Origin of the sequence: Alteromonas sp. KUL49 (assembly GCF_006538345.1) — a bacterium.
Taxonomy (GTDB): Bacteria; Pseudomonadota; Gammaproteobacteria; order Enterobacterales; family Alteromonadaceae; genus Alteromonas.
This window is the reverse complement of sequence record NZ_BJKL01000011.1, coordinates 1-19,182: the sequence shown is the minus strand read 5'-3', so window position 1 is coordinate 19,182 and position 19,182 is coordinate 1. Positions and strand designations below refer to the sequence as shown.

Annotated in this window: 15 protein-coding genes and 1 pseudogene; 5 read left to right on the top strand and 11 right to left on the bottom strand. The window is 43.4% G+C overall.

All coding sequences use genetic code 11. The features are described from left to right. Nucleotides 1-22: 22 nt before the first annotated feature. From nusA to EYS00_RS16885, 11 genes and pseudogenes are all read right to left on the bottom strand, one after another. A complete protein-coding gene (gene nusA / locus EYS00_RS16935) occupies nt 23-1,516 on the bottom strand; it encodes a transcription termination factor NusA (protein WP_130638732.1) in 1,494 nt (497 codons plus the stop codon). A 45-nt stretch (nt 1,517-1,561) separates the two neighbouring features. After that, the gene (gene rimP, locus EYS00_RS16930) at nt 1,562-2,020 is read right to left on the bottom strand and encodes a ribosome maturation factor RimP (RefSeq protein WP_130638730.1); all 459 of its coding nucleotides are present in this window, start codon (nt 2,018-2,020) and stop codon (nt 1,562-1,564) included. 366 nt (nt 2,021-2,386) lie between these two features. After that, a complete protein-coding gene (locus tag EYS00_RS16925) occupies nt 2,387-3,133 on the bottom strand; it encodes a FadR/GntR family transcriptional regulator (RefSeq protein WP_130638728.1) in 747 nt (248 codons plus the stop codon). A gap of 599 nt (nt 3,134-3,732) precedes the next feature. Further along, a pseudogene (locus tag EYS00_RS16920) lies at nt 3,733-4,471 on the bottom strand (FadR/GntR family transcriptional regulator). A gap of 374 nt (nt 4,472-4,845) precedes the next feature. Next, nucleotides 4,846-5,466, bottom strand: a complete 621-nt coding sequence (gene eda, locus EYS00_RS16915) for a bifunctional 4-hydroxy-2-oxoglutarate aldolase/2-dehydro-3-deoxy-phosphogluconate aldolase (RefSeq protein WP_130638726.1) — start codon at nt 5,464-5,466, stop codon at nt 4,846-4,848. A gap of 94 nt (nt 5,467-5,560) precedes the next feature. Beyond that, a complete protein-coding gene (locus tag EYS00_RS16910; protein ID WP_130638724.1) occupies nt 5,561-6,493 on the bottom strand; it encodes a sugar kinase in 933 nt (310 codons plus the stop codon). Nucleotides 6,494-6,555: 62 nt separating this feature from the next. Next, on the bottom strand, nt 6,556-7,857 hold the full coding sequence (locus EYS00_RS16905) for an MFS transporter (protein ID WP_130638722.1): 1,302 nt from the start codon (nt 7,855-7,857) through the stop codon (nt 6,556-6,558). Between the two features lie 2 nt (nt 7,858-7,859). Continuing rightward, nucleotides 7,860-8,204 (bottom strand): cupin domain-containing protein, encoded by a 345-nt coding sequence (locus EYS00_RS16900; RefSeq protein WP_130638720.1) that lies wholly within the window; start codon nt 8,202-8,204, stop codon nt 7,860-7,862. A gap of 11 nt (nt 8,205-8,215) precedes the next feature. Next, on the bottom strand, nt 8,216-10,390 hold the full coding sequence (locus EYS00_RS16895; protein WP_242618816.1) for a heparinase II/III family protein: 2,175 nt from the start codon (nt 10,388-10,390) through the stop codon (nt 8,216-8,218). Between the two features lie 51 nt (nt 10,391-10,441). Beyond that, nucleotides 10,442-12,691 carry a polysaccharide lyase 6 family protein gene (locus EYS00_RS16890; protein ID WP_130638718.1) on the bottom strand — a complete coding sequence of 750 codons (2,250 nt, stop codon included), beginning with the start codon at nt 12,689-12,691 and terminating at the stop codon, nt 10,442-10,444. A 161-nt stretch (nt 12,692-12,852) separates the two neighbouring features. Further along, nucleotides 12,853-13,731 (bottom strand): NAD(P)-dependent oxidoreductase, encoded by an 879-nt coding sequence (locus EYS00_RS16885; protein ID WP_130638716.1) that lies wholly within the window; start codon nt 13,729-13,731, stop codon nt 12,853-12,855. Between the two features lie 760 nt (nt 13,732-14,491). Here EYS00_RS16885 and EYS00_RS21230 point away from each other — a divergent pair. The 5 genes from EYS00_RS21230 to EYS00_RS16865 all read left to right on the top strand — a co-directional run. Beyond that, nucleotides 14,492-15,289: a sigma-54 dependent transcriptional regulator gene (locus tag EYS00_RS21230; RefSeq protein WP_307723757.1), complete on the top strand. Its 798-nt coding sequence runs from the start codon at nt 14,492-14,494 to the stop codon at nt 15,287-15,289. Next, entirely contained in the window at nt 15,216-15,866 is a 651-nt protein-coding gene (locus EYS00_RS21225; protein ID WP_307723755.1) for a sigma 54-interacting transcriptional regulator, read from the top strand. The genes EYS00_RS21230 and EYS00_RS21225 overlap by 74 nt, the downstream gene beginning before the upstream one ends. Further along, nucleotides 15,853-17,127, top strand: a complete 1,275-nt coding sequence (locus EYS00_RS16875; protein WP_130638714.1) for a PAS domain-containing sensor histidine kinase — start codon at nt 15,853-15,855, stop codon at nt 17,125-17,127. The genes EYS00_RS21225 and EYS00_RS16875 overlap by 14 nt, the downstream gene beginning before the upstream one ends. Nucleotides 17,128-17,351: 224 nt before the next feature. Then, a complete protein-coding gene (locus tag EYS00_RS16870; protein WP_242618805.1) occupies nt 17,352-18,575 on the top strand; it encodes an efflux RND transporter periplasmic adaptor subunit in 1,224 nt (407 codons plus the stop codon). A gap of 24 nt (nt 18,576-18,599) precedes the next feature. Further along, a partial coding sequence (locus tag EYS00_RS16865; RefSeq protein WP_130638712.1) for an ABC transporter ATP-binding protein occupies nt 18,600-19,182 on the top strand: 583 nt, incomplete at its 3' end.

Genomic DNA, 19,182 nt, shown 5'->3' with positions numbered 1-19,182 from the left:
CGTGTAAATCCCCCTGTTGACCTTATTCTTCACTAAACCAAACGATATTACGTGCTGCCATAATTAGCGCACCAGCTGATTCTTCGTTTAGTTCTTCGATATCACTGATATCATCGGTGCCCTGCTCGGCTAATTCTTCAAGGTCAGTAATGCCGCGGCTGGCCAACACATAGGCCACGTGCTTACTCATACCTTCTAAGCCAAGCAATGCTTCAGTAGGCTCAGCGCCTTCCAGTGTCTCTTCATCTGCCAATGCACGCGTAGTTAAGAACGCACGGGCACGATTTCGTAGTTCCTCAACGGTTTCTTCGTCCAAACCATCAATTTCTAGTAATTCATTCACTGGTACGTACGCTATTTCTTCTAGCGTGCTGAACCCTTCATCAACAAGAACAGAAGCGAAGTCTTCATCAATGTCTAAGCCTTCAGTGAAGATACCAAGAACCTTGGCGTTTTCTTCTTCGTGTTTCTTGTTAAGATCTTCTACAGTCATTACATTTAGCTCCCAGCTTGTTAGCTGGCTTGCCAAACGCACGTTTTGACCGCTACGGCCAATCGCCTGAGCCAAGTTGTCTGACTCAACTGCAACATCCATTGTATGACTATCTTCATCGACAACAATCGATGCAACCTCTGCTGGTGCCATTGCGTTGATAACGAATTGTGCTGGGTTCTCATCCCACAACACAATGTCGACACGCTCACCACCAAGCTCACCAGATACGGCTTGTACACGTGAACCACGCATACCAACGCAAGCACCTACTGGGTCAAGGCGTTTATCATTAGTTTTAACCGCAATCTTTGCGCGAGAACCTGGGTCGCGCGCTGCTGATTTGATTTCCAGCGTCTCTTCAGCAATTTCTGGTACTTCCAAACGGAATAGCTCAACCAGCATGTCTGGGTGCGTACGACTAATAAACAATTGTGCACCACGTGCTTCAGGACGAATCACGTAAAGAAGACCACGTACACGGTCGCCCGGACGGAAAGTTTCGCGAGGAAGCATGTCATCTCGATAAATTACGCCTTCAGCGTTATTACCAAGGTCGATAATGATGTTGTCGCGGTTAACTTTTTTAACCGTTCCCGTCACTAGCTCGCCAACTTTGTCTTCGTATTCTGCGATCATTTGCGCACGCTCAGCTTCACGTACTTTCTGTACAATGACTTGCTTAGCAGTTTGCGTAGTAATACGGTCAAACTTGATCGACTCGATTTGCTCTTCAACGAAATCGCCAACTTCGATTTCCGGCTCGTCGATTTGCGCTGCAGAAAGTGTCATTTCTGCAAATGGATTTTCTTGTTCCTGATCGTCAGGAATAACCTGCCAACGACGGAATGTATCAAAATCACCTGACGTTCTGTCGATACTTACGCGTACTTCAATTTCGCCTTCGTTTTTCTTTTTCGTTGCGCTAGCAATTGCAAACTCCAACGCTTCAAAGATCTTTTCTCTAGGCACTTGTTTTTCATTTGAAACGGCTTCCGCCACTAACAAAATTTCTTTATTCATTTTCGCCTCACATAAGCTTTCCACAATGAAAGCTGTGCTGTTCCATTAGTCGAACGTGGGAACAACGTTACCTTTTTCGATATTCGCCACAGCTAACTGGAACTGCTGGCCATCCACTTCAATATTGACGTTTCCGTCTTCACAGGCCAAAACCTTGCCTTTGAAATTACGTCGGTTATCCATTGGCATCGTTAAACGTACCTGAACAACTTCGCCCACAGCGTCTTGATAATGCTTTTCTTTGAAAAGCGGTCTATCCATACCTGGCGATGACACTTCCAAGTTGTATTCGGTGCTAATTGGATCTTCCACATCCAATATTGCGCTGACCTGATAACTCACATCGGCACAATTGTCGACGGTGATGCCATTTTCATGATCAATAAAAACGCGAAGAATAGAATGCTTCCCCGCACGCACAAACTCGATACCAACAAGTTCAAAACCAAGTGCTTCAACACCAGGTTCCAACATTTCTGTTAGTTTTGTCTCAAGTTTTGCCAATGCAAACCTCCAAATACAAAAAAAGGGCCTAAAGCCCACCTGCCATCACCCGAATTGACCGTGCCAAAACCTCGGGCTAAAAACAACAAAAAGCCCCGGACTAGCGGGGCTTTTTGCGTTAATCTGAACCCAAACTGCACGCAATGTGCAGTTGCAAACATCTGGGTAAAACCACCGATAGGTGAACGTCTGCAAACAGGGACGTTACTTTCCTTATTACTTGAGGGAGCCCGCCACCATTTCGTAGTGGCACGCATTATAATCGCAGCGGCTCAATTACGCAACCAAGATGTTTACATACCGAGCAGAAATTCGAATTAATTTGATTAATCAATCCTAGTGAATTTGGGAACTGTGATGACAGCTTTATTTTAACAAATTGGCTTTGTGCAAATGATTTAATGAGTAACGCCCGCGATTTTCTTCGGATTTTCGTCTTACCTCGTCCATGGCTGTTTTTTCGCTCATATCAAAAAGTGCATTAATTAACCGGTTAAAATGATTATGCATCGCTTTTCTCGCGTCTTCTGGATTCTTTTCAACAAGAGCGTCTACGATTGCTTGGTGTTCTTCTAGCATATGCGAATGCTCGGTATCACACACCGACTTGTGTGCATTCGAGATGATAGGTTGCTGCTCACGAATAGACCATAGATAACCAACTGTTTTTGCTATCGCTGCGTTCTTCGTAGCCCTGGCAATAGTCATATGAAATCGTTTATCAATCTCCTCATCATCGCCCCCCTGTGACATAGCCTCCATAAGGCCGTGCAACTCAATTAATTCTTTGGCATTAATTGACATAGCAGCAAGTGCAGCTGATTCACCTTCAATCAGCGCCCTTGCCTGCGTCAATTCAAAAGCACTTATTGGTATTTCTTCCTGACGCTCATCTCGTAGTTGATTAATGAAAATACCCGCTCCAGTTCTTACCTCTACAATTCCTTTAACTTCAAGGGCAATAATTGCTTCACGTACTGTGGGTCGGCTTACATCATATTTTTCAGCTAATTCTCGTTCTGAAGGTAGTCGACTACCCGCAATGAATAATCCGTCTCTAGCAGACTGTTCTAATTCGTCCACAATTTTCCAGAAGGCACGTTTGCGCGACATTCTCATCCTCCAAATACCAGCGCTGAGCATGTATTTTTTATTGTCATTTTCAGCAGAATTATTACCTTTGATTTACAAGAGGATAATATTGGTAATCAGCAAATTCAATATTGGTAAGCATTTATTTTAACTTTTGGTTAATTAAAAGTTACAATGCAGACATGAAAATTGGTTATTATGTAGAGTTTTAAGTAGATCAGGTCATTGGGTAAACCTTTGTAATTTCGTGACAATTAGAATTTAGAGAGAGTGCGGATTTCTTTTAGGAATAGTGAGCAAGGAGCGATGACTCCAGATCAAATAAAATTCCAATTTTGGTAAGCAACGGAGGAAAAAATAGAGAACGGAGAAGGCTTAAAGTAGAATTATTCAGAGCTTTAGCTTGATATTAAGCAAAAAAATATGATCAACGCTGACGTGAGCACATAGTGATTGAACTCAGTTGGTCAACCAATATTAAAATAAAAACGTGGTAAAGTAATGCCTTGCTAGGTGATGAATATACTGAGGATATCGGAATTTAAAAAGCTAATCAGTGAGCTGTAGTTTGAGGATACTACAACTCACTGTTATCACCGTTTAACTTAACAGTATTACTGCTACTTCACTAAGTGATTTATAGAGTACAAATCTCTAGTTTGGCTGGTTTTCTTTCTCACTTCTTCCAATGCTTTTGCTTCGCTAACTGCAAATAAAGCATTGATCAATCTATTAAAGTGAGCGTGCATCGCCGTTCTTGCGCCCTGCGCATCGCCTTTGAGTAGCGCTTGGAAAATGGCTCTGTGTTCTTCTAATCGATCACTGTCTGATTGGCTGCATACACTGGCATAGGCAGACTTAATCTGAGATTGCGAGTCTCTTAGACTCCAAAACTTTTTAACTGCCAACAACACTGCGTTGTTCTTTGTCGCTTTAGAGATGATTAGATGAAACTCACGGTTCGGCTTTTTCAGCATCAACGCCTGCTTCCATTGCGTCTAATGTCTTTTGTAATGCATCTAATTCTTCAGAAGTAATTGACATTGCAGCTAAAGCAGCAGCCTCACCTTCTACTAACGCGCGGGCTTGCGTAAGCTCAAAAGCACTTATTTTTTCATCAGCATCAACGTGTTGGTCAGTTGGGCGCTCAAGAACATATACACCTGAACTCGTTTTCACTTCTACCAGTTGCATTACTTCAAGCGCAATAATTGCTTCGCGTATGGTCGGGCGGCTTACGTCAAAAGTTTCAGCTAATTCTCTTTCAGGAGGCAATCGACTACCCGGTGGGTACAATCCAGAGCTAATCAGCGACTCAATTTTCTCTGCGATTTGCCAAAACATTCGGCGGCTTTTCATTTTCTCACCCTTTTCTACTTATTGCATATCATTCAATCGAGCCATGCGAAGCGCATGATAAACGTGTGTATAGCGACGCTTCATTAAATGATCTGATGTTTACTATATTCTTATTTGTGACCAATATATAGGAAATTGGTCACATTTCAATGTGTACGGTACTAACCAATAAGGAAAATAACAAAAAAACGAGAAACTATAACCCAATAAACAACATTCAACATTATGTTTATAAAAGAGATTTCTAATATTTCGCTGATAAAAGCTAGTTTAGAAATTTAACAATTTACAGGAGATGGACGGATAGGCAGAGATAAGATGAGAAGGTAGATAAATTGAGTTTGCCCAACCATCACGATTGGGCAAGCAGAAAATCATTCGGCAATCGCAGCTTTGCAAGCTTGGGTAATCGCTTCCCAATTGCCTTCTTTAACCCACGTCTTATCACATACCCAGGTACCACCTACTGCGAAAACATTACTCAGTGATAAATACTCATGCTTATTTGCTTGTTTAACACCGCCAGTTGGACAGAATGATACGCTTTGAAATACTGATGATACTGCACTCAAAAAAGGCGCGCCTCCTGATAGCGATGCAGGGAAGAGCTTTTGTTCATTGAACCCATGTTCATATGCCATCAAGATATCGCCAGTGTTAGAGACACCGGGTAACGCAGGGACGCCAGACGCTTTAAGTGCACCCAAAAGTGTCGGTGATACAGCAGGTGTTACGATAAAATCTGAACCTGCTTCTATAGCATGGCCAAGAATTTGTTCATTAATCACAGTTCCAGCGCCAACAACCAATGAAGGCACTTCTGATTTTATTGCTGACAATGCTTCAAGGGAAGCGTCGGTGCGTAATACAACCTCTACCAGACTAAGGCCTGCTTCAGCCATGGCTTTTGCTATATTTACACCTTGTTCAGGCGAATCTGCTTGGATAATGGGTAGTAGTGTCTGACCTGACATTAGGTCTGAAAAGCTTTTCATTGCGATTTCTCTTCATAATTAATAAGTTTTTCGGTGCAGTTCCCTCCGCACCTCATAAGATAGAACTGTGCGTAGCGCACAACGAAATGATGAGTTAGCCTGCGATATCAGCCATAGCCTCACTAAATGCAACTTTTGGTGCAATGGCGCCTGGGTGTTGAATAACCGTGCCCGCCGCATGAGCAGCTAATCTGACCGTTTCGTCAATAGACATGCCTGATAACCGGCTTCCCAAATAAGCGCCATTGAACGCATCTCCAGCGGACGTAGTATCAACTACGTTTTTCACTGGCGTAATAGTATGTGACTCAACACTACTATTTAAAGAAGTGATCACCGATGCAGGGCCGTTCTTAACCACAACCTCGTTGATACTGAATCGATTGCAGAACTCGATAACTCCCTGAGCATCACTCACGCCGTAAAGCACTTCTAAATCTTCAACGCCAGGCATAGCCAAATCACAATAATGGAACGCCTTTTCAAAAGTCTCTTTGGCCTCAGATTCATCTTTCCATAATCGTGGGCGATAATTGGGATCAAATACGACAACCACCCCTTTAGCCTTTAATGTTTCAAGTCGAGCCCAGAAAACATCTCGTGATTCAGGTTCAATAACGGCTAACGAAATACCAGAGACAAAGAACATGTCTCCTTTGCCCAGCGCAGCTAATACTTCATCACTCAGAAAATCTACAACTTTTCGTGCTGCTGCGTCGCTGCGCCAGTAGGTGAAGCTTCTCTCGCCTTCATCATCGGTTTCAATAAGGTACATTCCCGGAGATTTAGTAGGGTGTACAAATACCAAGTCCGTGTTTAAGCCTTCATCTTCAAATTGAGCGACCATGGCTGAGCTTAATGTGTCTTTTCCCACTGCCGTCACCATCGACGTATCGATTGCGTTAAAGCAACGTTTTAGATAAACCGCCGAGTTATATACATCACCAGCAAATGATTGATGCATGATGCCAGGTGTAGACGCCCTGAGCTCCACCATACATTCGCCTAAAAAGTAAATTTTATTCATTTAAATACAGACTTTTACAGTTAAAAAAGCGGAAACTCTGAGAGTCTTCCGCTTTTTGTTGATTACTCGATCTTTTTAAGCGGTTCTACTTTAGGAATAAGGAACCACACAGCAGCCATCGCGATAATTGCTAACGACGCACCAATAACAAACGCAGGCGTGTAATTTCCATCAGCAGTAAGGATTGGTACTAGGGACGTAAGGCCTACAGCACCTAGTTTCGCCGCCATCCCTGAAAAACCAGCCAATGTGCCGACCGCTTTTTTACCTAGTAAATCGCTAGGAAGGGTTTGAACATTACCAATCGCAGTTTGGAAACCAAACAAGATAACCGCCATAATCAGCACTGCAACTACTGGTGCTCCAGGATTTGCCATAGCAAGTAGCGCTGGCAACATAATTAAACAACCAAGCGTGATTATAAACTTACGCGTCTTGTCTGTTGACCATCCTGCTTTAAGTCTATTTTGGGCAAGTAACCCACCAAACCAGGCACCAAACATAGCACCAACATAAGGAACCCAACCGTAGATACCAATAGACTTAACATCCATCGCATACACTTCGTTGAGATAGATAGGGATCCAGAAAACGAACAACCACCAAATTGGATCGATTGCAGCAGAGGCAATAATGACACCCCAGCTTTGCTTTCTTGATAAAAGTTCACCAGTAGAAGGGCAATATTCCTCTTCCGTTGTATCAGCAGCACTTTCTGACTCACTGCGTTGTCCAGTAAGAATATATTCTTTTTCTTCTTCAGTGATCCAAGGGTGTGAACCCGGTGGCGCTTTCACCAAAATGAGCCAAGGGATAAGCCATAATAGCCCTACTGCACCCACAACAACGAATACCATCTTCCAGCTAAAATAAACTGTCATGAAGGCAATCAGAGGAATAGCAACAATGCCACCAATGGCCGCGCCAGAGTTAAAAATACCTTGTGCCAGTGCGCGTTCCTTGATTGGAAACCATTCAGCATTACCTTTGGTAGCGCCAGGCCAGTTACCAGCTTCGGCTATACCGAGGATAGCGCGGAAAATACTGAACGTAAGTAGTCCTTGTGCAAATGCGTGGGCTACAGTTGCTAGTGACCACACGCCGATAGACAGAACAAAACCGATGCGAGTGCCTACCCAGTCGAAGATTTTACCAAAAATCGCTTGACCAAATGCATATGCAAACACGAATACTATAGAGATGTTAGCGTAGATTTGCTTTCGCTCTAGCGCTGATTCATCGGGGAATAAGTCTTCCACAATATCGGGCCACAACACACTTAGCGCCTGGCGGTCAATATAGTTGATGATGGTAGCCAACGCGATCAACGCGATAACCCACCAACGCAATCCATTTAGTTTCATAATTATTCCTCTAGGAAATCTTCACGTGGAGGGCTGAAAGTATCAATTAGGATCCCACCCGTCGGGCAGATTGCGCCGTGGTCAACAAAAGGAGGAATCAAGCAGCTATCGCCTGGCTTCATGATCTTTGTTTCTTCGCCAACGGTGAAGTGAAACTCACCTTCAACAACGTAGGTCACTTGAGAGTGGCGATGACTATGGGTATAACCTTGGGCGCCTACATCAAAGAAAACCTTAACAGCCATAAGTTCTTCATTGTAGCCGAGCATTTGACGTTTGAGGCCACCACCAAGATCTTCAATTTCTGTTTCATTACCAAATAAAAAAGCGTCACTTTGCTTTTGCATTTTATTCACCCCTAGTGGTTGTTGAGTTGAAAAACGCCAAGATGGCCGTTTAACAAATAGGTTTTATTTTGGAAACTGATTTGCGTTTGCTCTGATACTTCAGAGGCATGATTAATCGCAACTAAATATTCGTTTGATGCTAAGGTAACGTGCACAACGGTAACGGAACCCTGATCGGTAACAGATAAAGACTCGAGACTGCTTGTGGCTTCAAGTGTGTATTCTTTGCTTGGGTTATACTCACCGTGAGGTTCCAACAGCGAAACAAACCGATGAGTTTTCTTGCCAGAAACTCGTCTTACGAATCCATTTTCATTACGTAAATTAAAATTAGGGTCATTGGCACCGATTTGAGTAAACAAAAAGGACTCATCACCATCAACTAAGCTGGTTTGACTGTAAAATCGACCGTTATCACTGAGCCAAGTAACACGTGCCAAACCTGATTCAGGTGTTCCTGTCGCACGCAACCACAAATGTTGATAACCGTTGTCCTCACCTAGCGCAGGAAGTTGGTCGGTATTCGCTGAGAGTTGGAAATTGGAATCGATGAGATGACCTTGATAATGCAATGGCAGGTCGTATTGATGTTCGTCATCACTTGTCACCTCAAACAAATCAAGTGTAATCGTGCGTTCCATTTCAGGAAGGTTAACTAGAGCAAGAGTACGCTCTAAGGTTACTCCCTCGTATGCCGTGCTGATTTCACCGCTAGACACTACACCGTGCCCGCTGCTTTCAAAAAAGTTGAGTGTAGGCGCATTAGCGTTACCAACACTTACTCTTGCATCAAAGTGGCTTGTTTCATCAACAACGACAGTATTGTGTGACACCGTTTGTTTTGCATAAGTATTGTTTTCAGGCAAGTAACGACCGCCGTATTTTGCCTCAACATTGAGGAATCGCGCCGCGCCATAATCAGAAATGATTTCGCTGCCATTGTCGTAGAACTGCCACGTCAGTTTGTCGAAATGTCCATGTCCCAAACCTTGAGCTGCTGGTTTGAATAACACTGCTTGGTCTCCGGCAACCTGACTACGCATCACCACCAGTGCCCCCTCATCACCGTCTTTTCCATCGCCGAACGCCACTGAATCGAAGGTATAAGGCGTTGCTTTTCCTGCATCTAGTGCGTTCGCAACTCGTAGTCCATCACCAGACAAAATGATTTGATTTTGTTGTTCTGCGATATCCAGGAAACCAGTATCCTTGGTTAGACCATAAGCAATGGTTACACCATGGACCAACTCAATGGTGTCAATTCCCTTAGTTTTAATAGCATCGTTAATAGGAAAGAAAAGCCCGTTATAACTCAATTGAATCGTGGTATCTATGGCCTTCAACAATACCCCATCACGGTGTTCGAAAATCCCACGCTCTGGCTCGTTGTTTTCAATTGCCTTAGCAAAAGTAACAAACGGAAAGAGTGCATAGCGCTGGTAATAAGGACCTTCATTGTAGTAGCCCTGAGGGGAGAAAAGTTCGTCCAACTGACGAATAAACCCACCCTTACCTGACTTTTCCAGATCATACAACGCTATCTCTACCCACTCAGGTTCGTCGAGAACGTAACCTGCCATCCCCACACCGGCAGTTGCCCACGTACCGTGGTTGTGAACTTTGTTAAAGGTAGAAGGTTGGCCTGAAGATAAAAACGTTGCTACAGGTTTAAGTAGCTGGGTTTCGATGACGTTTTGTTCTTCTTCTGACAATGCATTAATTACAAGGTCGTATGCTTGGATGGTATAGACCAACCAAACCGCCTCATTTAAGCTTTGCCAAAAGAACTTACCAGGATTTTGCGAGTTAACTCTTCGTTCAGGGTGTAAGGGTAATGTTGGATATAAATCAGCGTAAACCAACAACATGTCTTTGACAAAATCAGCGTATTTGTCATCTTGACTGAGCTGATACACCATTCCAGCATTAAACATAAGCTGGTAATTTTTCTTATGTCGCTCGTGGGTATAACCACCGCCACCATCTTTTGGAACGGGAACGGTAATAGGTAATGCAATTTGTTGATCAACCGTATTTTTGAGCGTTTGGTACGCTTGTGCAAACCGCCCTTCGGTGCCGACTGCTTCACGCATCAACTCAACGTCTGATTGAGTGATGACAAGATTCGGATGAGTTGCTCGTACGGGCAAAGCACATCCCAAGGTTACTGCAGCAACCAGTGTCACCGAGATGAATTTTGATTTTAGACTAGAGAAAAACACTCAGCTTTTACCTCACTACTGCATCACAGTGTTGTTTTCCAACACCGCGGTATGTGGACCTTCAACACGCAACTCAGTAATTTGAGGCGCACCGGAACCATTGAATACATTATTGCTAACAACAGTTTTAGGCTCGCCAACCGTGTGCTCAACCGACACCGGAGCCGAATTCACCACCGTGTTGTTATCTATTTCAGTCACCTGAACACCGTGCAGATAAACGCTGGATTCTGATTTATTTCTGCGGCCTAGTCCCACATTATTAAGTGAATTGCCCGTCATCATAAGGTGTGGGCCAAATGTGCTCTCGTCTGTACCACCGCGATATAGCTTGGCGACGGCGCCTTGTACGTTACTGAAGCTGTTATTGAGTAAATACAAGTATTCGGCGTTGTATATTCCGAGGTCTTCAATCTCTGAATCGAGACGAACAATGTCACCAGTTACATCAGAGAAGGTGTTGTTTTCAAGACGAATTTCATCAGCAAAAGCACCTTTACCTGTCATAAAGAAATGAAACGAATGGTTGATGTCAAGGTCCACAACACTGGTGTTGGTCATGACAAAGCGATAGTTCTCAATCATGCCAAATTTTTGTGTGCGTACCACACTGTTACCATGGGCATCTGGACTCGCTTCACCCGATAGTACTAGACCGTCCAGCTTGAGTGCACCACCATCATGGATTTCGAACAAAGCAGTGCGCTCGTAGGTAATACGGGCCATGCCTGGGTTTTGCGCCTTTATGGATAATACCTTGTGTATTTTGACGAGCTTAGACAAGTCATACTGACCGTCTTCTAACACTAGGATGTCGCCGTGTTGAGCCTTGTTGACGGCCGCCATAAAGGCTTCTGGAGAATTTTCTACAAGTAGCGTGTTACCAGACTCAAATGGGATAATTGCGGGCGTTTTAGGATACCATGTTACACCAGTATCAGCTTTTGCAATGACCTCAAGTGCACCCGCGCCTCTCCCCCCAGTACCAGAGAAAGCTAACAAACCATTGCTTTGACGTTCGGCAGATAACTGGGTTTGTGTTACGCCGTATGACACGTCTTCTAACACTGAGATATTAGAAACGTTGTCGCTAAATTTGATTCCACTCACATCATCGAATGCTGTGAAAGGTTGTTTTCCGGTTTCATTGAAGAATACGTTATTGCGCATCACGCTACTAATAGGTACTGCACTGCGCTCTGCATCACTACCCGCAGCGAGCTGGATATGCTCTACGTTTGCAAAAGTGTTGTTTTCAATCGTTGCATTTTCGACTTGGTGATAACGGTTGATGGGCGAATTGGGTACACCATTCATTACCGTGAAACCGCTGCCGAATCTAAAACCAGTGAGCCCTTCTAAATAGTTATTTCTGATCACTTGGTCTTTGTTGATTACCCGAATACCACCGGTGTGAGCAACACCGTTGCCGAGGAACACATTATTTTCAATAATATTTCCATTGCCGTGACGCATGGTCAAGGTGCCTTGAGCTTCAAGAAAAACATTACCTCTCAGCTCGTTTTTACCTGATTTGATAGAGATAATCTCTACTTCACCATTGGTCATTTCAAAATAGTTATTTTCTACAACGGTAAACGAATCGGTAAGAGAGTAATGACTGGTACCAATGCGCAGTGTTTCGCCGCCATTAGAGCCAAAAGTAGGCCTGTAGCCAAAATAGTTGTGGTCGAGTCTGTGATGATTTTCTTGACTGCGCTCGTCGTTGAGTCGAACGGCTACGGTAACACCTTTATTGCGCTTTCCAACAAGGTGACTATGGTCAAATCGGTTGTGTTTGCCGTACAGGGCAACCCAGTAGTCTGATTCTTGCCTGTCAGGGTTGTTGTAATTGTCTATGACAACTTCGCTTACACGAGAGTGACTGGCGAGTTCATGCTTATTTTTTCGAAACTCAATAACTGCGCTACTAGGTGTGTATCCTTCTTTGAAGACTAAACCTGAAACAAAAAGATATTCACCGGCGAGTCTAAGGTTGGATTCCCCTGAGAGTATTACTTTTCCCTTTGTTTCTGCAGTAAGGGTGATTGGATTGTCTTCCGTTCCTTTGCCAGAAAGGAGTATTTCAAAATTACTCCACGTACCGTTTTTTAAAACGACATTATCACCGGCTTTGAGGCTTGAAGCTATGTCGTAGAACGCCTGCTTACTTTCAACAAAATAATCTTTTGCATGCAATTCAAACGCTTGGAACCCGAAAAATACCAAGCTTAATTTCGTTAGGTATACACCAAGTAAACGCATAGTAAACTCTTTTGAATGCCACACCAGAGACGCCCTAGCACTGAGTTTTACCTTTGGGCTAACTCTCGTTATTGAAATCTTGTGTTAGTGCAGATACTGGGTGATGCGCTAGGTTATTTGGCCCTAGCGCATACCACGCCTGTCATCTAACGGGGCTGTAATTACTTTTCTAGCTTTACAAAGTAATCAAAGATTTCTGGAACGTTTCCGTTACCTAAACCAGCATCAAAAGCTGCTTGTAAGTTCGCAGAAGAACCTTCGGCGATCTTAGACTCTGTTCCCAAATCACTTACCATTTGTAGGAAGTAACCAAGGTCTTTGTTCGCGTTAGCGATAGAGAAGCCCAAATCACTCACATTATCTACCGCGTAGTTCTTACAGAAGTGCATGAACGGAGAGTTAGACGGCCCTGTAGACATGATGTCGAATAGTTGTTGACCATCAACACCTGCAAGCTTAGCAACGGCAAACGCTTGAGACATTGCACAGACAGTCGTCATACCCATGAAGTTATTGATGAGCTTAGTCGTGTGACCTGCACCTAGTGCGCCAAGGTGGAATACATTTTCGCCCTGCTCTTCAAGCACTGGCTTAACCTTGTTAAAGGTTTCAATGTCGCCGGAGGCCATGATATTGAGTAGTCCATCTTTCGCGTGAGCAGGAGTACGCCCAAGCGGAGCGTCGATCATACCAACGCCTTTTGCAGCTAGGTCAGCGCCAATTTTGCGGGTAGACGCTGGAATAGAAGTACCGAAGTCGATAAGCACCGATCCTTCTTTAATTCCTGCCATGATACCTTCATCACCATAAACAACTTTTTCAACAATTGCTGAGGTGGTAAGACATAGCATGACGATGTCTGCGCCAGCAGCTAGCTCTTTTGCAGAAGAAGCTGCTTTTGCACCACGCTCTACACATGCTGCAACGGCATCTTTATTAAGGTCCATAACAATGACGTCAAAATCTCTCTTCTGAAGATTCTCAACCATGTTACCGCCCATTAGACCAAGACCGATAAAACCGATTACAGGTTTAGACATGAATAACTCCTAATTTTTCATTGCGCATTTGCCGTAACTAATTACAGCTTTTCGCTGATGGCTGACCAAAGGTAAAATTAGCCAAAAAAGCGTTGTGATAAATATGCGATACCCTTAGGGCACGGTAGTCTCTGTATACAAATAAAAGTAAAGCTATCAATTTTGGTAAGACCACTACTTTTATTTACATCACATCTAAATATACTGCTGTCAATACAAAAACTTCGCCTAAGCATAGCGCTTAATACTCGTTCAAGGCTTCTCTAAGTGATAACACTACGAACCAAAAAGCCTGCCCAAACAGTATTATTATGTTGCCAATTTGTCAACCAATAATAACGAATAACCTATCAAACAATCTACCTTAACGGGCAACCAACCTGTCGTACAATTTTCACCCAAAAGAATGAAAATAAATAATAAGCATAAAAAACAAAAGCTTACAAGATTACAAAAAGCAATAGACTAGTGTTAACCGTCAGCTAAGTTAATCGGCGCAATGTTAAACAATCGTTAAATCATTATTGTTTGGTAAGATAGAATTGGAAATATTGGTAATACAAGAGCAAGTATAAAGCACTAGCTAGTTTCACTTAAAAGTGTATATGCACCTTATCGGTGGCAATTTACATTGGAAAACAACCAAAGTAAGGGATGTACCGCAACAGTAGACTTCGAGCGTAAAAAACTACGTCTTTTAATTAATACTTTTCCCTTTTACTATGTTCTCTTTAGCGCTAAGAGACGATTCTAACTCCCAATGCAAAAGACTGTATTGATCATTGAAGATAGGCCTGATGTACGAATTGGTGCAACCTACTTACTCGAAGATAATAATTACTCAGTTGTTGAGGCTGAAAGCCCAGAGCTAGCCAAGGTACTTTTAAAGAAACACAATATCGACGTTATTCTTCTCGATATGAATTATTCCCTCGACACCACATCGGGTGAAGAAGGGTTGGCATTCTTACGTTGGCTCAGCGACAACGACATCGATATTCCAATTATTGCCATGACTGCGTGGGCCAATGTGGATATTGCCGTAAAAGCAATGCAACTTGGTGCGGGTGACTTCATTGAAAAGCCCTGGAAAAACCAACGTCTGTTGCAGGTAATTTCACAACAGCTCACACTCACCGGACTTAAAAAGCAAAATCGTAATCTCAAACAACAACTCGATACATCAAAGAATACTCAGTCGTTGTATCAATGGCGCTCTAAGTGCATGCTGACCCTGTTTGAACAGGTAAGAAGTGTTGCTCCTACCGACGTCGCCATTCTACTCACCGGCGACAATGGTACGGGTAAGAGCGAGTTCGCCAACATCATTCATCAACAAGGCTCAAATGCTGAAGCACCTTTAATATCAGTAAATATGGGCGCAATTTCTGAGAACCTGTTTGAAAGCGAGATGTTTGGTCATACAAAAGGAGCTTTCACCGACGCGAAAAAAAGTCGTGTAGGAAGATTTGAAATGGCTCGGGGTGGGACACGTTTTTTTAGACGAAATAGCCAATGTTCCCCTTTCCCAGCAAGCAAAGCTGCTTCGTGTTCTTGAAACTGGCGAATATGAAGTGTTGGGCTCGAGCCAAACACAGCATGCCCAAGTAAGATTTATCTGTGCGACTAACGCTGATCTAAAAACACTGATCGAAAACGACCAGTTTCGAGAAGATCTATATTACCGAATAAATACTATTGAGTTTCGTATCCCGCCGCTCACTGAGCGCAAAGAAGATATCGTGCCCCTCGCTGAACACTTCATCGATCGCTTAAGTCAAAAATACGGTAAACCGAACATATCTCTTTCAGAGTGTGCCCACTCTCCCCTTAACCAATACCACTGGCCGGGAAATATCCGCGAGTTAAGTCATTTGATGGAACGAGCAGTACTGCTCTGTGTTGGGACGCAAATTAAAGGTAGTGATTTACCCCTAACACCGTCTGAATCGCTTGCTTCAACGAATCTCGGGGATACCAAAAAATTACCGCAAATCACAATAGAAGAAGCAGAGAAGCGGCTTATAAGACAAGCGCTCGACGCTACCGAGCAAAATATACCCAAAGCAGCCAAGCTTCTGGGCCTTGGAAAGTCATCTTTATACCGACGATTAGAAAAGTATGGCGATCTTTAATAGTAAGAGCATTGGATCATACATTGTCTCTATCATGGGTGTGTTTTCATTAGCACTGCTAACGCTGTGTTATCTATTGTTGGCGCAACTCGATTGGGAGAGCTGGAACATTGCTATATGCTTAGTGATTATTACTCTATTTTTGTCTGCTTTTTCATGGCACTTCAGAAACAAAATTGTTGCCTCATTTGACCGAGCCTTGCTTCATATTGAAGCAGTAAAGATGGAAGACTATAACCAATTTTCAAAATCGGATTTTGATACTGGTGTTACTGCCCTACTACACAACGAACTTGCTTCGCTGAGCAAACAACTGCAATTACATAAGTCGCAATACGACCAACACGCCCTTTTGCTGTATCAATTAATCGATCAGTTAGATACGCCAATGTTGGTATTTAACCAGAGACAGTTGCTCACCTACGCCAACAGCGCATTTAGCCTTTTGTACGATGATCCATGGCAAGTGTACAGGCTGGCTTCACCGCGACTACTGGGGTTGGAAAAGCAAAACGGACAATGGAAGATTAATAAATCTGACCAAAATTGGCAGATCAATCAGAGTGAATTCATCGACGCAGGCGAGCGTCATTTACTGCTTGTATTTACCAATATAGATTCCGCCTTAAGGGCGAGTCAGCTTAATGCGTGGCAACAAATCATACGGGTACTTGGGCACGAAATTCGCAATTCTCTTACTCCAGTCTCGTCACTGGCAGAAAGCCTATCGAATAAGTGTAATGTAGCCCGAGATAAACAGGCATTGGAGGTAATTTCAGAGCGCTGTCGACACTTACAAGATTTTGTCGCCCGCTATTCGTCATTGTCGCAAAAACTCCAACTCGACATACAAGTAATACCTATCGACACTATCACGCACAAGTTAACAACCTTGTTCCCGCGAAACGTCATTCGCTTCAACACTGATGTTTCCTCTATCACTGCGGACCCCACTTTTATTGAACAGGTTTTTATTAACCTGATTAAGAATGCCTTTGAAGCCAACGCAACTCAGGTTGAAGTGAATTTTAAGGCTCAAAAAGGCACTGTTGCTATTGATATACTCGATGATGGTCACGGAATTAGTAACCCTGACAACTTGTTTGTTCCCCTCTACACGACAAAACCACAGGGGCAAGGTATAGGCCTGACGTTTTGTCGTAACATTATCGAGCAACATAATGGCTCGATATCCATCGCTAACCGAAAATCTCCTCACTCAGGCACCTGTATAACAGTCACTCTTCCAGCCATTCCTTGAAGTTGTATTAACTGAGACTACCGGTTCCGAAACCGGACTCATTGCAGTCCGATTCCGGACTTTTACGCTCCCCATAGGCACCTGTAAAATATAAGCTATTGTTTAAAAACAAATTATCTCATTGGCATAAGTCTTGATTACTCCTGTCTGTATACAGTGATTTTTTACGGTCTCGTACCACATGGAGAAACTATGGACGTAGTAAAAACCAAAAGAAGACGCTATTGCCCCAATTTTCGATGAAGTCGGCGGGTATGCTAATAGGCATCGCTATGGTTGTTTTACTCGGTTGGACGTTTGCATCAAATGACTCTTTTTCAGTTGCACGTCAAAACCTATTGATTGAAGAAGTACTTCAAGGGAATTTGGCACAGACGATTGAAGGCTACGGCACATTAAGTTCTGAACGACAACAGCTCATTACTAGCTACTCAGCAGCCACAGTGAAGGAGATCGTCTTAAAACCTGGCGCTCAGGTTGATAAAGACAGCGTTATTTTGCGTTTAGAGAACCCTGAACTTGAACAAGCGCTACAAAGTGCAGAACAAGACCTAAATCAAGCACAAGCAAATCTGCGACAACTTCGTCTTAATAATCAACGTGAGAGACTCAACGAGACAGCCAACCTCGCCGAACTCAATGCGCTTTATGAAAATGCGGCATTGAACAAAGCAGCGGAAGAAAAGCTCGTAGAGCAAGGTATCGTTTCTCAACTTTCCTATCAGCAGTCAGTGCTAGAAGAAAAGCAGCTAAAGCAACGTATAGAAATTTTGAAGCAGCGTATTAGCCACCTTGCACTCGTGCACGAGGAGTCGGTCAATATTCAACAAGAACGTGTTAATCAACAACAAGGTCTGGTGGATATTGCACAAAGCAGATTGGACAAACTCACGGTAAGAGCTGGTATCGACGGTGTACTTCAGCGTCTGTCGGTCGAACTAGGTCAAAGCCTAAGTGCGGGACAAGAGATTGCACTTATAGGTAGTGTGTCTGAATTAATTGCGCTGATAAGGATCCCACAGAATCAGGCCCAACTTGTTCGCATAGGCGTTCCAGCAATTATTGATACTCGTCGAGACGAAATTCACGGAGAAGTCAGACGAATTGACCCCATTGTAGAAAACAACACGGTTGAAGTAGAGATAGCCTTGCACGGAGAACTGCCAGCAAGTGCCAGACCACAACTTAGCGTCGATGGCACCATAATCGCAGATACGCTAGAAAACATTACCTATATCAAGCGCCCAGCAGGCTCGCAATCAAACACCTCTGCCACGCTCTATCTACTAGAAGAAAATAGCAATCAAGCGACTAGGCATACTCTGCAATTTGGTGTGCAGACTGGCCAATTTATTCAAATTTTGTCTGGCGCCAGCGCTGGACAACAGTTCGTCATTTCAGATTTATCCAACATGTCTGAAGCAAGCGACACGCTTGTTATTAACTAACGACAAAATAAGTAAGGAAAAGCCATGAGCGATATAAAAATTCAAATGAAAGGGATCTCTAAAGTTTTTGAAACTGATGAGTTGGAGACCCATGCACTTAAAAACGTAGATATCACTATAAAGTCTGGTGACTATGTGTCGATTTCTGGCCCTTCAGGGTGTGGTAAATCTACGCTGCTATCTTTGCTGGGTTTGCTAGATATGCCAACCACTGGTGAATATGAAATAGAAGGGCTAGACGTGAGCGCTTTATCTCTCGATCAAGCCGCAGAAATCAGGAATAGCAAAATCGGTTTTATCTTTCAGTCATTTAACTTGATTGACGAATTAAGTGTGTTTGACAATGTTGCCCTTCCTCTACGCTACAATACTAAAGTGCCTAGCGATCAAGAAATTCGAGACCGCGTCAGTCATTGTCTAGAACTTGTCGGCATGAGCCATCGTACAAGTCACAAACCAAATCAACTATCAGGCGGTCAGCAACAACGCATTGCTATTGCTCGTGCTTTGGTGGGTAATCCCGCTATTTTGTTGGTGGACGAACCTACGGGCAACCTTGATTCAAAAAGTGGTGATCAAGTCATGGACGTTCTACAAAACTCAATGA